Genomic DNA, 14,614 nt, shown 5'->3' on the forward strand with positions numbered 1-14,614 from the left:
ATACCAACAACAAGCTCCCCCTATTTTCACGGCGCCATTCGATGGCGCCGTTTTTTTATGTCCCTCTTACTTTCTTTCGACGAGCGACATAAAAAAGGCCCTGCTGATGCAGGGCCTTATCGCTTGCAGGGTCACGGCGCTTTAGCCACGAACGCCTCTTCTTACTTGGCGTAATCCTCGGTGGGTACGCAGGAGCAGAACAGGTTGCGATCGCCGTAGACGTCGTCGATGCGGTTAACCGACGGCCACAGCTTGCTGGCGCGCACAGCCTCGGACGGGAAGACCGCCTCGGCGCGGCTGTAGGCGCGGTTCCACTGCTCGTCCATCACGTCATCCTGAGTGTGGGGCGCGTGCACCAGCGGGTTGTCGGTCAAGCTCCAGTGGCCGTCCTGCACCTTGGCGATCTCGGCGCGGATGGCGATCATCGCCTCGACGAAGCGATCCAGCTCGCGCTTGGATTCGGATTCGGTCGGTTCAACCATCAGGGTACCCGCCACCGGGAAGCTCATGGTCGGCGCGTGGAAGCCAAAATCCATCAGGCGCTTGGCCACGTCCATCTCGCTGATGCCGGAGGCTTCTTTGAGCGGACGGATATCCAGGATGCACTCGTGGGCAACGCGATGGTTGCGACCGGTGTAGAGCACCGGGAAGGCCTCGCCGAGCTTCTTGGCCAGGTAGTTGGCGTTGAGGATGGCGACCTGAGTGGATTTCTTCAGCCCCTCGTCACCCAGCATGGCGATATACATCCAGCTGATGGGCAGTATGCTGGCCGAGCCGAACGGTGCGGCCGATACGGCGCCGTTGTCACGGCTCTCCTTGTCGGTCTTGACCACGGCGTGACCGGCCACGAACGGTGCCAGATGCTGTTTCACGCCGATGGGGCCCATGCCCGGACCGCCACCACCGTGGGGGATGGCGAAGGTCTTGTGCAGGTTGAGGTGGGAGACGTCCGCGCCGATAAAGCCAGGCGCAGTGAGGCCCACCTGCGCGTTCATGTTGGCGCCGTCCAGATAGACCTGACCACCGTACTGGTGAACGATGTCGCACACCTCCTTGATGGTCTCCTCGTACACCCCGTGGGTGGAGGGGTAGGTCACCATCAGACAGGAGAGCTTCTCCCCCGCCTCGGCCGCCTTGGCGCGCAGGTCGTCGAGATCCACGTTGCCGGCCTTGTCACAGGCGGTGACGATCACCTTGAGGCCCGCCATCTGGGCAGACGCCGGGTTGGTCCCGTGGGCAGAAGCCGGAATGAGGCAGATGTCGCGATGCCCCTCGCCGCGAGACTCGTGGTACTTCTTGATGGCGAGCAGGCCGGCGTATTCGCCCTGGGCACCGGAGTTGGGCTGCATGCAGACCGCATCGTAGCCGGTCACCTTCACCAGCCAGTCCTCAAGGTCTGCCAGCAGCAGCTGGTAACCCTTGGCCTGCTCGAGCGGTGCAAACGGGTGCAGCTTGCCAAACTCGGGCCAGGTCACCGGGATCATCTCGGCGGTGGCGTTGAGCTTCATGGTGCAGGAACCCAGGGAGATCATGGCGTAGTTGAGCGCCAGATCTTTGGCTTCGAGACGGTGGATGTAGCGCAGCATCTCGGTCTCGGAGTGGTACTTGTTGAACACCTCGTGGGTCAGCACGGCGTCGGTACGCAGCAGATCCTGCGGGATGGCGTGATGGGCCTGGGCCGCCTTGTCCAGCGCCTCCAGATCCAGGCCGTGGCCTGCCCCCAGGAACAACTCGAACAGCTCGACCACATCGTCACGGGTGGTGGTCTCGGACAAAGACACCCCCACGGCGCCATCCAGATCGGCGCGCAGGTTGATCCCCTGCCTTTCGGCCTTGGCGATCAGCTCAGATTTGCCCGCGGTCAGCACGGTCAGGGTATCGAACCAGCTATCGTGCTTGAGGGCCACGCCCTTGGCTTTCAGCCCCAGCGCCAGAATGCTGGTCAGACGATGGACGCGGGAGGCGATGGTTTTCAGCCCCACCGGACCGTGGTAGACGGCGTAGAAGCTCGCCATGTTGGCCAACAGCACCTGGGCGGTACAGATGTTGGAGTTGGCCTTCTCGCGGCGGATGTGCTGCTCGCGGGTCTGCATCGCCATGCGCAGGGCATTCTTGCCACGGGCATCCTTGGAGACGCCGATGATGCGGCCCGGCATGGAGCGCTTGTAGGCATCGCGGGTAGCGAAGAAGGCGGCGTGAGGGCCACCGTAACCCATGGGGACACCGAAACGCTGGGCAGAGCCCAGCACCACATCGGCGCCCAGCTCGCCCGGGGATTTGAGCAGCAGGAGCGACAAGATGTCGGCGCTGACGCAGGCCAACCCTTTCTGGGCCTGCACCGCGGCGATGAGGGCGCGCAGATCCTTCACCTCACCCGTGGTGGTGGGGTACTGGAACAGGGCACCGAACACCTCTTCGCTCACCGCATCAGAGGCGGCACCGACCGCCACGTCAAAGCCAAAGTGCACCGCCCGCTCCTTGACCACGTCGATCACCTGGGGATGCACGTCGTCGGCCACGAAGAAGAGGTTGGACTTGGACTTGGCCATCCGCTTGGCGAGTGCCATGGCTTCGGCAGCGGCGGTGGCTTCATCCAGCAGGGAGGCGCTGGCGAGATCCATGCCGGTCAGGTCCAGAGTCAGCTGCTGGAAGTTGAGCAGGGCTTCGAGACGGCCCTGGGCCAGCTCGGGCTGATAGGGGGTATAGGCGGTGTACCAGCCTGGGTTCTCCAGCACGTTGCGCAGGATGACATGGGGCACGTGGGTGTCGTGATAACCCATGCCGATATAGCTCTTGGCAATCTTGTTCTGGGCGGCGTAACCCTTGAGCTTGGCCAGGGCCTCCACCTCCGTCATGCTGGCGCCGATCCCCAGGGGGCCGGGGCGACGGATGGCGGCCGGGACTGTCTGCTCAATCAGATCGTCCAGGCTCTCGGCACCCACTTCGGCCAGCAGCACGCGCAGCTCTTCCTCACCCGGGCCGATGTGACGGCGGATGAAATCGGTTTTTTGCTCGAGTTCAAACAATGACTGGGTCATTTCCCTATTCCTGCTCATAAATCCTGATAAAAAGCACTGATAGTCGGCCTGAACCGACTCCACTCATGTTCATGGGTGCCGCGATGGAACTGCCATCCCATTCCGACGGATGCGCACCGGCATCCCGCGGCCCGCTCGTTGGCAGACCGTCATACAAAAGGGCCCCGCACGCTGTGCAGGGCCCGGAGGCATTACTCTTCGTCCACCACGTTCTGGTAGCCTTCGGCGTCCAGCAGGTTGGCCAGCTCGCCTGCGTCATCCAGCTTGATGCGGAACAACCAGCCAGCCTGGTACGGATCGGAGTTGACCAGCTCGGGGCTGCCTTCCAGCTCTTCGTTGACGGCGATGATCTCGCCGCTCACCGGGCTGTAGATGTCGGAGGCGGCTTTTACCGACTCGGCCACGGCACAGTCGTCACCGGCGCTGACCTGTTTACCCACCTCGGGCAACTCGACAAACACCATGTCCCCCAACAGCTCCTGGGCGTGCTCGGTGATACCGACGACGGCCTCACCGTTGGCTTCGACACGGATCCACTCGTGGGAGGTGGCATATTTCAGTTCGCTCGGGATATGGCTCATTTGTGCTTCCTTAATGTACTTGGATCACTTTTTACAAAAGGGCGCGGCGCAGGACCTTCCTGCGCCGCCATCAATCATTACACCAGCGCCTGACCATTGCGGACGAAGGCGGGCTTGGTCACCTTCACGGTAACCAATTTCTTGCGGATCTCAACCTGGGCCTGTGCGCCGATGTCACGGGGTACCCGCGCCAGGGCAATGCTGTAGCCCAGAGTCGGGGAGAAGGAGCCTGAGGTGATCACCCCTTCCCGCGGCTCGCCATCGACACCGGTAAAGGTGACCGCCATGCCGGCACGCAAGACCCCTTTCTCTTCCATCACCAGGCCCACCAGCTTGGGCTGGTTGCCCGCCGTTTTCTGCGCTTCCAGCGCGGCGCGGCCGATAAACTGGCGATCAGCCGGCTCCCAGGCGATGGTCCAGGCCATGTTGGCGGCGAGCGGAGAGATAGACTCGTCCATGTCCTGACCATAGAGGTTCATGCCAGCTTCGAGACGCAGGGTATCCCGCGCGCCCAGGCCGCACGGGGCAACCCCTGCATCCAGCAACCCCTGCCACAGATCGCACGCCTTCTCTTGCGGCACCACGATCTCGTAGCCATCTTCGCCGGTATAACCCGTGGTAGCGATGAAGAGATCGCCGGCCTGCACGCCGAAGAAGGGCTTCATCCCCACCACGGCGGTACGCTGGGAGGCGCTCAGGACGGAGGCCACCTTGAGCTTGGCGTTGGGGCCCTGCACCGCGATCATGGCGAGCTCGGGGCGCTCGGTCACGGTGACATCGAAATCGATGGCGTGGTGGCGGATCCAGGCCAGATCCTTCTCGCGGGTGGCGGAGTTGACCACCAGGCGGTAGAAGGTATCGGTCAGGTAATAGGTGATGAGGTCGTCGATGACGCCCCCTTCGGGATTGAGCATGCCGCTATAGAGGGCCTTGCCGGAGACGGTCAGCTTGGCCACATCGTTGGCCAGCAGGTGTTGCAGGAAGGCTTTGACCCGCTCGCCGGTCAGATCGACGATGGTCATGTGGGAGACATCGAACATGCCGGCGTCGCTGCGCACCGCGTGGTGCTCTTCCAGCTGGGAACCGTAGTTGATGGGCATTTCCCAACCATGGAAGTCCACCATTTTGGCGCCAGCTTCCAGGTGTTTGGGATGCAGTACAGTAGTCTGGATCATCGCATTCTTTCCTTAGCAAAAAGCCCTTTAGCGTTAGCGACAACTCTCGCAACCAGCCCGGTTCACTGCAAAGATAAGCCTTCACAGCAAAGAGAGCCGGTCACCGGGTCTGTGCTCGCTCCTGCCCTTGCCGGGCAAGAGGGATTCCTTGAACGGGACGGATTATATGCCAAGCGGGCCCATGCGCCGCTCAAAAAAAACTAATCCCCTCCCGTTTAAGTGCTTCCAGACACTAAGATAAACGCCAAGATAAAAACAGCCGTAAACGGAAGAAGTCGAGATTAAATTTCGATTTTCACCGTTTCGTCACAATTTGCAGAAAAACGTTTCGCACTGCACCAAAATTAAAGGCTGACGCCTCGTCAGGGGCATCAGCCTTGCCAGATTACTTTTTTTATAAAAAAAGCCGGGTAATATTAGTTTTTTTCATCATTTTGGCGAAAGCTTGGCCCGCGGCACCGGGTTGACCGGTGTCACCGGCACCCACTCGGGACGGGCCAGGGCGGGCAATTCGCCCTCCAGCCCCATGGCGGCACGGATCACCCCCTCTTTGAAAGGCGTCAGCAGATCGGCCGCACGCAATCCCACCCCGCGCACCAGCTTCTTGAGGGGGTGAGCGCCGCTAAACAATCGCTTGAGCCCCTCCATCGCCGCCAGCATCCTGGCCGCCTCGCTCTTGCGCCAGCGCTCGTAGCTGCGCAGATTGACCTGCAGGCCGATATCCTTGCCGGCACGCTGGTTGACGAGGATAAGCTCGGCCAGGGCGGCGGCATCCAGCAGGCCGAGGTTGACCCCCTGCCCTGCCAGCGGGTGTATGGTATGGGCGGCATCGCCCACCAGTACCAGCCGCTCGCGGGCAAAGTCGCGGGCATAGCGGGCGGTGAGCGGGATGGCGCTGCGCGGCCCCTCCACCTTGCACAGGCCGAGCCGCGCATCGAATGCCGCGGTGAGCTGGCGATTGAACTTCTCATCGTCGCAGGCGCACAGCGCCTCGGCCCGCGCGGCAGGCAGAGACCAGACGATGGAGCAGAGATCCCCCTGCCACAGGGGCAGGAAGGCAAGCGGCCCTTCCGGAGTAAAGATCTGGCGGGCCACCGCCTGATGGGACTCGGCGCAGCGCACGGTTGCCACCAAGGCGTGATGGCCGTAATCCCAGCTGGTCAGCGGAATATCGGCCTGGCGACGGACCCAGGAGTGGGCACCATCGGCCGCCACCACCAGTTTCGCCGAGATGGCCTGGCCATCTTCAAGGAGCAGCAGGGCCCCCGCCGGGCCGCTCTGCAGGCTCTTGGCGCGAGCCGGCGTGAGCAGCTGGATGTTGCTGGCGCCCTCGATCGCCTCCAGCAGCGCCAGCTGGATGACCCGGTTCTCGACGATATGGCCGAGGGCGCTCTGGCGCAGGCTGGCGGCATCAAAATCGATATGGCCGAAGCTGTCCTGCTCCCACACCGCCATCTTGTCGTAATGCTGCAGGCGGCGCGCCGCAATCCCGGACCAGGCCCCGACTCGCTGCAGGATGCGCTGGCTGGCGAGGCTCAGGGCGCTGACCCGATTGTCGGCCACCTCGCCAAGCTCGGAGTCAGGCAAGCGCCCCTCAACCACCACCACCTTGAGGGCACTCTCCTTGAGCGCTGCGGCGAGCCCCAGGCCCACCATGCCACCCCCGACAATCACCACATCCACGTCTTGCATCTGCATCATCTGTTCCTTTCATGGCTGGCCAGCGTGGCCAGCAGGGGGCGCCATCGCACCTCCCCCTTTCTGCATAAGTTGGCCCCGGGCCCCTTAACGCTTGCCACACACATCGGCGACAAAGCCCAGGGTACGGGAGGCAAGCGGCGCCTTGAGACAGGGGAGCCGCCCCATCAGGGAGAGCGCCAGATTGCGCCCCGCCACCAGGGGATCGTGACCATTGGAGAAGAGCTGGGCCAGCGAGGAGGTGAGCCAGACGGTCTGCGCCTGATCGACCTTGCGCTGCTGCCAGTAGCCATTGAGTACGGCGAAGCTGCCGATATCCTCCCCCACCGCCAGGGCGCTGGCGATGGCATCGGTCAGCAGATCGAGATCCCGCATGCCGAGATTGAAGCCCTGACCGGCGATGGGGTGCAGGGCGTGGGCGGCATTGCCCACCAGCACGGTACGCTGGGCCAGCGGATAGTCGCAGGCGGTCAATACCAGCGGATAGACGTGGCGCTGACCGGTGCGCTCGAAACGTCCCAGCCGCCAGCCAAACGCCGCCTGCAGGCGAGCCAGAAACGCGGCCTCATCCAGTCCCATCAGCTCGTCCACCTCATGACGCGCGACGCTCCAGACCAAAGAGGAGAGCCCCTCCTGCATCGGCAGCAGGGCCAGGGGCCCTTGCTCGGTAAAGCGCTCGAAGGCGCGGCCGGCGGGATCTTCGGCGGTCTTGACGGTAGCTATGATGGCACTCTGTTCAAAATCGTGGCGGGTCACCGCCAGCTTGAAGTGCTGGCGCACGAAGGAGTTGCCCCCGTCGGCTGCCACCAGCAACCGGGTCTCCACTTGCTCGCCGCTCTCAAGCGTGAGCCTGACCGCCTCCTCCCGGGGCTGGATATCGCCGACCCGCGCCGGACACACCACCCGGATCTGCTCGCAGGCCGCCATGGCCTGCTGCAAGGCGTGACCCACGGCCGCCAGTTCAATGACCTGCCCCAGGGCGGGCAGACCGTATTCAGCCGCTGACAGACGAGTCTGGCCGCAGTGGCCCCGATCCGAGACATGAATATGGGTGATGGGGGCGCAGTGGGGAGCAAACAGGGGCCAGAGCCCACGCCGCTCCAGCGCCTCGCAGGTGCCCGCCGCCAGCGCGATGGCGCGGGCATCGAAGCCCGGGTGAGCCGGTGCAGAGGCATGGATGTCGGGGGCACTGGCCTCCAGCAGCAGGATCGACAGGGGCGATCCATCGGGCTTGCGCAGGGCCGCCAGAGAGAGCGCCAGCACGGCACCACTCATTCCACCACCGACCAGGGTCACATCGACCTGTCGCACATCAGATTGGGACATAAGCAGAGAAGGAGAAGTCAAAAACGTGGCCTCATGCTACCACAAAGGGCGAGGCCGGTTGCGTGGTGGGCGGCAAAAAACCGGTGTCAGCTCACAGGGTTAGTCAGCCTTTGCCATCACGTTGCTATCACTTTGCCACAACAAAAGAGCGCCACGGGGCGCTCTTTGCTTTCATCGGGTGACAAAGGGTGATCTGTCACCACAATCGGTACATCAATGCAGGGTCGGCGGGGTAACCGGACTGTCCGGGCGCTTGCCAAACTCTTCGAAGGCCATCATGACCCCCAGCTTGACGTGCTCGTAGAGTACCAGGAAGGAGGCTTCGTTCTCGTCATCTTCCTGATCGAACTCGGCTGAGACCTGGGTGATGCTGGCGATATCCTGGATCATCTCCTGCAGCTCTTCCGAGGCGCGGGAGAGCTCCTGCTGCACCACACCGAAACCGGCCAGAAACGCCTGGGACCAGTCCACCAGCGAATCGATGCGCTCATCCAGCGGTGTCTCGTCACCGGGCAACAGCAGCTCGACCCCTTTTTGCGCCATCAGGCTCTCGACCACATTGTGATAAAGATCGGTCATCAGCTGGCGCACCGGGGCCGGCAGGCCGAATCCGTCGTTCACCAGATCGTTGAAATGGGGCACCCAGCTCTTCTCATCCAGCGCCACGCCACCACATACCAGACCACAGATCACACCGTGAGCCTCGACCGCACTGGCCATCAGCTCATGCTGCTCCATGATGGCCGTTACGGCCGCATAGTTAAGGGGGGTTGTCTTGCTCATAGTGGATCCGCTCAAAGTTCATGCAAGTTTGCAAAATTTATGGTCAGGATCCTAGCATTCTCCCTCTTCCAGAGCCAGCAAGGCCTTGAAAGTTATGCATCTGCGCTATATAGTCCCGCCCAGTTGTCCACGTGGATAAAGGCGGAAAGTTTCTTCGCCGTATTGAGGAAGGCATGAGCACAGAGGCCGTAGAAATCGTCATTTTGGGACGTCCCTACAAGGTATCCTGTCCCTTGGGACAACAGGATGCCCTGCGCCAGGCCGCCGAGCAGCTGACCGAAAAATTGATCGACCTGCGTCAACGTTCCAAAGTCTCCAGCAACGAACAGCTTGCTGTGATGGCGGCGCTCAATTTTTGCCATGAGCTCTGCCTTGAAAAAGAGAAAAACCACCAATACTCTGAGACCATGGACAAGCGGATCAAGATGCTGCAACGCACCATAGAAGCGGCCTTGATAGAGCACGGACAGTATGGTGATTCCAGCGAAGAAGAGGGGCAACAGCCCTAATCTCGCACCGTTTTAAATTCCCTGGGGTGTTTGTCAGCCGGTTCAAGTCCCCGAGCCGATATTCATACCAAACAGGGGATCTGCCTTCTGGCTATTGCGCATGCTCGGCACGACCGAGAAGCCTGCGGTCAGATCCGATCCCCGCCTTGAACCGACGGTTCAAGGGCCCAAACCGGCAACGGCATCTCCGGGGTTCCAACAGCAAAAAGCCCGTCACCATGGTGACGGGCTTTTTCTTTATTCTCCCCCCGCCTGCCTCACATCGGCAGGCTCAGCCTTACCAGCAGGCCGCCGAGTTGCGGCGCAGGCAGCAGCAACACCTCGCCATGATGGTAGTGGGCGATGTCGCGCACCAGCGCGAGGCCAAGGCCGGCGCCGGGCTGATCGGCACCGTTTTCGAGCCGCTGGAACGGCAACCAGACCCGCTCGGCCTGCTCGGGGGCGATGCCGGGGCCGCTGTCTTCCACCTCCAGCCAGACTTGCTTACCGGCGGCCTGCACCCGGGCCGTCACTGTGCCACCTGCCGGGCTGTACTTGATGGCGTTGTCCAGCAGATTGGCACACAGCTCCCCGAGCAGCAGCGGCTCCCCGGCCACCATGATGGCGGAATCCTCCCCCTCGTAGCCGAGATCGATCCCCTTGCTGCGCGCCTGTGCCAAGCGGGAGAGACAAGCCTGCTGCACCAGCGCCACCAGCTCGATGGGCTCGCGCTGGCGAAGGCCCGAACACTCGTCGGATTTGAGGCGGGCCAGCAGCAGCAAGCGTTCGGTCAGCGCTATGGTGTGATCGAGCCGGGCCGCCATGGCCGTCAGGCTCTCCTGCATCAGGGCGGGATCGTGACCGCTGCGGGCCACCTCCACCTGGGTCTTCAGTATGGTCAGCGGGGTGCGCAGCTGGTGCGCCGCATCGGCGCTGAAGCGCTCCTGACGGGCCACCAGCTGGCGCAATCTGGCCAGATGGCGATTAAAGGCGAGGATAAGCGGCCGGGTCTCCTGCCAGGGGAGCAAGTCCGGCAGCGGCGCCAGGTTGGCGGCATCGCGGCGCAATAGCTCGCGCGACAGACGGCGCATCGGAGTAAGCAGGCGCTTGAGCAGCAGGTAGGCAAGCAGCAGGGTCAGGGCCACCAGGGCCCCCTGTGAGAGCACCGCATGCCACAACAGCTGTTCGGCGAGTTCACGACGCCCCATCAGGGTTTCAGCCACCGTGATGGTGGCCATGCCGCTCAGCCCCCCTTCGTTAACCGGCTGCAGCAGGGAGACGGCGCGAATTGGCGTGCCCTGGTACTCCCCGTCGTAGAAGTAGGCGAGCGCCGGATAACGGTCGGTGAGCGGCGTCTTGTCCGGCCTCGCCGGCAATTCCTCATAGCCCGAGATGACCCGACCGGATGGCGAGCGCACCTGATAGAAGAGGCGATCGCGCATGTTGCGCTCGAAACTGTCGAGCACCACGTAGGGGACATCGACCCGCAGCCGCCCCTGCTGCACATCAAGGCGCTCGGCCACGGTGCGCGCCGAGGCGAGCAGGGTGCGATCATAGGCCTGGGTGGCGGCGGCCAGGGCACCGTAGTAGCTGTACCAGGCCGACGCTCCCCAGAGGATCAGCAAGGGAGCGCCAAGAAACAGCAGCAGTTGATGAAGGAGCGAGCGGTTAATGGGAAGCCTCCGGCGCCGCTTCCAGCAGATAACCCAGCCCGCGCAACGTGGTGATCACCACGCCACTGCCCACCAGCTTTTTGCGCAGCCGGTGGATGTAGAGATCGATGCTCTCCTTCCCCACCTCGTCATCGAGGTTGAACACCTGCTCGAACAGCTGCCCCTTGGCCACCGGTCGCCCCTGGCGATACATGAGGGCGGTGAGCAGCGCCTGCTCGCGCGGGGTCAGGGCCAGCCTGGCGTCATCCACCACGAAATAGCCGTCCGGATGCAGCATCAACTGCCCCAGCCGCAATTCGGCGCCGCCACTTTCGCTGCGCCGCAGCAGGGCCCGCAGACGGGCGTCGAGCTCCCCGAGATCGAACGGCTTGGCGAGATAGTCGTCGGCACCGGCATTGAGACCGCAGATCCGCTCCTCTACCGCGCCACGGGCGGTGAGCAGCAGCACCGGCAGCCCCTGACCACGGCGGCGTAAACGGCCGAGCACTGTCAGCCCATCCAGCCTGGGCATTTCGATATCCAGGATCGCCAAGGCATAACGCTCCTGGCGCAGCAGCTGATCGGCGCTGTCGCCGTCAGCCACCCAATCCACGGCGAATCCGGCGCTGGTCAAGGCTCGCGAAAGCCAGTGCGCCAGTTCATGATTGTCTTCGGCCAGCAGTAAACGCATCTCGTCTCCCCATACTGCGAGGTGTGATCCACTTCACGCTCCCAGCAATTCAGCAACGGCTGAAAGGTGAATGAAAGGTTGTTGTTTTAACAATTTCGCATCACCTCGTCTACCGACGAGGTCACACCCGGAAAAAACAACAACAAGATGGAGCACTCCATGAAGCAACACACACGTCATGCCCTCGCCCTGCTGGCCCTGTTCGGTGCCCTGCCACTGCAAGCTGCCGACACCGCCAGCGCCCCTGATCGGACCGAATGCATCGCCCCCGCCAAGCCGGGCGGCGGTTTCGATCTCACCTGCAAGCTGCTGCAAGTGAGCCTGCAGGAGACCAACACCATCGACAAGCCGATGCGCGTCACCTACATGCCGGGTGGCGTTGGCGCCGTGGCCTACAACGCCATCGTGGCCCAGCGCCCGGCCGAGGCCGGCACAGTGGTGGCCTTCTCCGGCGGTTCGCTTTTGAACCTCTCCCAGGGCAAGTTCGGCCGCTACGGGGTCGATGACGTGCGCTGGCTGGCCGCCGTCGGCACCGACTACGGCATGATCGCGGTGCGCCACGACGCCCCCTACCAGAACCTCAAGGAGCTGGTCGCCGCCCTCAAGCGCGATCCCAACAGCGTGGTGATCGGCGCCGGTGCCTCCATCGGCAGCCAGGACTGGATGAAGGCCGCCCTGCTGGCCAAACTGGCCGGGGTCGATCCCCACAAGATGCGCTACGTCGCCTTCGAAGGCGGTGGCGAGCCGGTCACCGCTCTTCTGGGCAACCATGTTCAGGCGGTCTCGGGCGATCTGAGCGAGATGGTGCCCCACCTTGGCAGTGACAAACTCAAGGTGCTGGCAGTGTTTGCCAAGGATCGCCTGCCGGGCAAGCTGGCCGATATCCCCACCGCCAGGGAGCAGGGTTATGACCTGGAGTGGCCGGTCATTCGAGGCTTCTACGTGGGCCCCAAGGTGAGCGACGCCGAGTACCAGTGGTGGAAGCAGACCTTCGATCAGCTGGTCAAGACCGACACCTTCAAGGCCCAGCGTGATCAGCGTGGCCTGTTCGAGTTCGATCTCACCGGCGAGGCACTGGACAGCTATGTCAAGGCCCAGGTGGCCGACTATCGCGAGCAGGCCAAGGCCTTCGGTCTGGCCAAGTAAGGGGGAGCCAGCACCATGAGCGATCGTCTGTTTGCCCTGTGCTGGCTGCTGCTGAGCCTGGGGGCCGCCGCCCTCGCTTGGCAGCTGCACAGCGAATACAGCTACGAGCCGGTGGGGCCGCGCCCCTTCCCGCTTGTCATCAGCCTGTTGATGGCCGGCTGCGCCCTGCTGCTGCTTAAGCGCACGCCGGATCTGGCCAGCTGGCCGGAGCGTCCCGCGCTGCTGCGCATCGCCGCCATGGTGCTGGCCCTGTTTAGCTACGGTTGGGGCTTTGAGTGGCTGGGCTTCCCGCTCGCCACCACCCTGCTCACCGTGGTGGTCGGGCGGCTGTTTGGCGCCAGCTGGCGCGCCGCCCTCATCGCCGGGCCTCTGCTCGGCATCAGCCTCTTTTACGCCTTCGACCGGCTGCTGGATGTCACCCTGCCGCTCGGCGCCTGGCTGGCCTAAGGAGTTGTCATGGATACCTGGATGTACCTTGCGCAAGGTTTCGCGGTGGCCCTCACCCCCGAGAACCTGCTGATCGCCCTCATCGGCTGCTTCGTCGGCACCGTGGTCGGGCTGCTGCCGGGGCTCGGCCCCATCAACGGCGTGGCGATCCTGCTGCCGCTCGCCTTTGCCCTGAAACTGCCCCCCGAGTCAGCCCTGATCCTGCTCGCCACCGTCTACATCGGCTGCGAGTACGGCGGGCGGATCTCCTCCATCTTGCTCAACGTGCCGGGGGACGCCGCCGCCATCATGACGGCGCTCGACGGCTACCCCATGGCCAAGCAGGGGCGCGCCGGGGTGGCGCTCTCCATCTCGGCGGTGAGCTCGTTCGTCGGCTCCTTGCTCGCCATCGGCGGCATCATACTGTTCGCCCCGGCCCTGGCTCGCTGGTCGCTAGCCTTCGGCCCGGCCGAGTACTTCGCCCTCATGGTGTTCGCCATCGCCTGCCTCGGCAGCATGATGAGCCAGAACCCGCTCAAGTCCTTCCTCGCCGCCCTGATTGGCCTCGGGCTCGCCACCGTCGGCGTCGACGCCAACACCGGCGTCTACCGCTTCACCTTCGACAGCGTGCACCTGTCGGACGGGATCCAGTTCATCGTGGTGGTGATCGGCCTCTTCTCGGTGAGCGAAATCCTGCTGATGCTCGAGCACACCAAGGGGGGGCAGCAGTTGGTACGCCAGACCGGCCGCCTGCTGTTCAGCTTCCGCGAGCTGACCCAGTGCACCGGCACCATGCTGCGCTCGGCCACCGCCGGCTTCTTCGTCGGCATCCTGCCGGGGGCCGGCGCCACCATCGCCAGCGCCCTCACCTACATGACCGAGAAGCGCCTGGCCGGCCCGCAGGGCACCTTCGGCCAGGGTGACATCCGCGGCGTGGCGGCCCCCGAGGCGGCCAATAACGCCTCCGCCTGTGGCTCCTTCATCCCCATGCTGACCCTGGGCGTGCCGGGCTCTGGCACCACGGCGGTGATGATGGGGGCCCTGACCCTCTACAACATCACCCCGGGCCCGACCATGTTCACCGAACAGCCGGACATCGTCTGGGGGCTGATCGCCGCCCTGCTGCTGGCCAACATCATGCTGCTCATCATGAACATCCCCCTCATCGGGCTGTTCACCCGCATGCTCAGCATCCCGCTCTGGTTCCTGGCCCCGGCCATCGCCACCGTCTCGGCGGTGGGGGTCTACGCGGTGCACAGCACCACCTTCGATCTGTTGCTGATGGCCGGTCTCGGGGTATTTGGCTATGTGCTGCGCAAGCTCAACTTCCCCCTCTCGCCGCTGATCCTGGGCTTCGTGCTCGGGGAGATGCTGGAGCAAAACCTGCGCCGAGCGCTCTCTATCAGCAACGGCGAGCTCGACATCCTGTGGGGCAGCGCCATCAGCCAGAGCCTGCTGGTGCTGGCAGCCTTGGTCATCGTCCTGCCCCCCTTGGTGCGCGTGCTGCGCCGGCGCAAGAGTGCCGCCGCCATGTCAGAGGCCCGCACGGGATCCGGCTCTTGACACTGTGCACCTCGTTAAGGTTGCCATCCCATAAAAGAGGGCCTCAC

Annotated in this window: 12 protein-coding genes and 1 other RNA gene; 5 read left to right on the plus strand and 8 right to left on the minus strand. The window is 63.6% G+C overall.

Going from position 1 to position 14,614, the window contains the following annotated elements:
- Positions 1–161: 161 nt before the first annotated feature.
- The 6 genes from gcvP to LA321_RS18425 all read right to left on the minus strand — a co-directional run bounded on the left by gcvP (position 162) and on the right by LA321_RS18425 (position 8,601).
- A complete protein-coding gene (gene gcvP, locus LA321_RS18400) occupies positions 162–3,038 on the minus strand; it encodes an aminomethyl-transferring glycine dehydrogenase (protein ID WP_042069744.1) in 2,877 nt (958 codons plus the stop codon).
- Positions 3,039–3,229: 191 nt separating this feature from the next.
- Positions 3,230–3,619, minus strand: a complete 390-nt coding sequence (gcvH, locus tag LA321_RS18405) for a glycine cleavage system protein GcvH (RefSeq protein WP_026457262.1) — start codon at positions 3,617–3,619, stop codon at positions 3,230–3,232.
- Between the two features lie 77 nt (positions 3,620–3,696).
- Positions 3,697–4,794: a glycine cleavage system aminomethyltransferase GcvT gene (gcvT, locus tag LA321_RS18410; protein ID WP_042069745.1), complete on the minus strand. Its 1,098-nt coding sequence runs from the start codon at positions 4,792–4,794 to the stop codon at positions 3,697–3,699.
- A 429-nt stretch (positions 4,795–5,223) separates the two neighbouring features.
- Positions 5,224–6,492: an FAD-dependent 2-octaprenylphenol hydroxylase gene (locus tag LA321_RS18415; protein WP_042069746.1), complete on the minus strand. Its 1,269-nt coding sequence runs from the start codon at positions 6,490–6,492 to the stop codon at positions 5,224–5,226.
- An 87-nt stretch (positions 6,493–6,579) separates the two neighbouring features.
- On the minus strand, positions 6,580–7,818 hold the full coding sequence (ubiH, locus tag LA321_RS18420) for a 2-octaprenyl-6-methoxyphenyl hydroxylase (RefSeq protein WP_042069747.1): 1,239 nt from the start codon (positions 7,816–7,818) through the stop codon (positions 6,580–6,582).
- A gap of 213 nt (positions 7,819–8,031) precedes the next feature.
- A complete protein-coding gene (locus LA321_RS18425; protein ID WP_042024943.1) occupies positions 8,032–8,601 on the minus strand; it encodes a UPF0149 family protein in 570 nt (189 codons plus the stop codon).
- A gap of 173 nt (positions 8,602–8,774) precedes the next feature.
- Here LA321_RS18425 and zapA point away from each other — a divergent pair, with 173 nt between their 5' ends.
- Together zapA and ssrS are read left to right on the plus strand one after the other, a co-directional pair.
- A complete protein-coding gene (gene zapA / locus LA321_RS18430; protein ID WP_026458364.1) occupies positions 8,775–9,110 on the plus strand; it encodes a cell division protein ZapA in 336 nt (111 codons plus the stop codon).
- A 15-nt stretch (positions 9,111–9,125) separates the two neighbouring features.
- Positions 9,126–9,308: non-coding RNA, 6S RNA (ssrS, locus tag LA321_RS18435), on the plus strand.
- 59 nt (positions 9,309–9,367) lie between these two features.
- Here the strand turns inward: ssrS and LA321_RS18440 are convergent.
- Both LA321_RS18440 and tctD read right to left on the minus strand, forming a co-directional pair.
- Complete coding sequence (locus LA321_RS18440) at positions 9,368–10,714, minus strand: sensor histidine kinase (protein WP_082043354.1); 1,347 nt, start codon at positions 10,712–10,714, stop codon at positions 9,368–9,370.
- A gap of 43 nt (positions 10,715–10,757) precedes the next feature.
- Entirely contained in the window at positions 10,758–11,432 is a 675-nt protein-coding gene (tctD, locus tag LA321_RS18445; RefSeq protein ID WP_026458020.1) for a transcriptional regulator TctD, read from the minus strand.
- Between the two features lie 159 nt (positions 11,433–11,591).
- Here tctD and LA321_RS18450 point away from each other — a divergent pair, with 159 nt between their 5' ends.
- The 3 genes from LA321_RS18450 to LA321_RS18460 are packed head-to-tail and all read left to right on the plus strand — an operon-like array spanning position 11,592 to position 14,567.
- Positions 11,592–12,578: a Bug family tripartite tricarboxylate transporter substrate binding protein gene (locus tag LA321_RS18450; protein ID WP_156140854.1), complete on the plus strand. Its 987-nt coding sequence runs from the start codon at positions 11,592–11,594 to the stop codon at positions 12,576–12,578.
- Positions 12,579–12,593: 15 nt separating this feature from the next.
- A complete protein-coding gene (locus LA321_RS18455) occupies positions 12,594–13,025 on the plus strand; it encodes a tripartite tricarboxylate transporter TctB family protein (protein ID WP_042069751.1) in 432 nt (143 codons plus the stop codon).
- A gap of 9 nt (positions 13,026–13,034) precedes the next feature.
- Entirely contained in the window at positions 13,035–14,567 is a 1,533-nt protein-coding gene (locus LA321_RS18460) for a tripartite tricarboxylate transporter permease (RefSeq protein ID WP_042069754.1), read from the plus strand.
- Positions 14,568–14,614 lie beyond the last annotated feature (47 nt).

The sequence above is a fragment of the Aeromonas enteropelogenes genome (assembly GCF_020097295.1).
GTDB classification, from domain to species: Bacteria; Pseudomonadota; Gammaproteobacteria; order Enterobacterales; family Aeromonadaceae; genus Aeromonas; species Aeromonas enteropelogenes.

What these genes read in the sequence shown, in the direction of transcription:
- LA321_RS18450 (WP_156140854.1), top strand. Translation starts at nt 11,592, where the DNA reads ATGAAGCAACACACACGTCATGCCCTCGCCCTGCTGGCCCTGTTCGGT.
- ubiH (WP_042069747.1), bottom strand. Translation starts at nt 7,818, where the DNA reads ATGTCCCAATCTGATGTGCGACAGGTCGATGTGACCCTGGTCGGTGGT.
- gcvT (WP_042069745.1), bottom strand. Translation starts at nt 4,794, where the DNA reads ATGATCCAGACTACTGTACTGCATCCCAAACACCTGGAAGCTGGCGCC.
- LA321_RS18455 (WP_042069751.1), top strand. Translation starts at nt 12,594, where the DNA reads ATGAGCGATCGTCTGTTTGCCCTGTGCTGGCTGCTGCTGAGCCTGGGG.
- gcvP (WP_042069744.1), bottom strand. Translation starts at nt 3,038, where the DNA reads ATGACCCAGTCATTGTTTGAACTCGAGCAAAAAACCGATTTCATCCGC.
- LA321_RS18460 (WP_042069754.1), top strand. Translation starts at nt 13,035, where the DNA reads ATGGATACCTGGATGTACCTTGCGCAAGGTTTCGCGGTGGCCCTCACC.
- LA321_RS18415 (WP_042069746.1), bottom strand. Translation starts at nt 6,492, where the DNA reads ATGCAGATGCAAGACGTGGATGTGGTGATTGTCGGGGGTGGCATGGTG.
- zapA (WP_026458364.1), top strand. Translation starts at nt 8,775, where the DNA reads ATGAGCACAGAGGCCGTAGAAATCGTCATTTTGGGACGTCCCTACAAG.
- gcvH (WP_026457262.1), bottom strand. Translation starts at nt 3,619, where the DNA reads ATGAGCCATATCCCGAGCGAACTGAAATATGCCACCTCCCACGAGTGG.
- LA321_RS18425 (WP_042024943.1), bottom strand. Translation starts at nt 8,601, where the DNA reads ATGAGCAAGACAACCCCCCTTAACTATGCGGCCGTAACGGCCATCATG.
- tctD (WP_026458020.1), bottom strand. Translation starts at nt 11,432, where the DNA reads ATGCGTTTACTGCTGGCCGAAGACAATCATGAACTGGCGCACTGGCTT.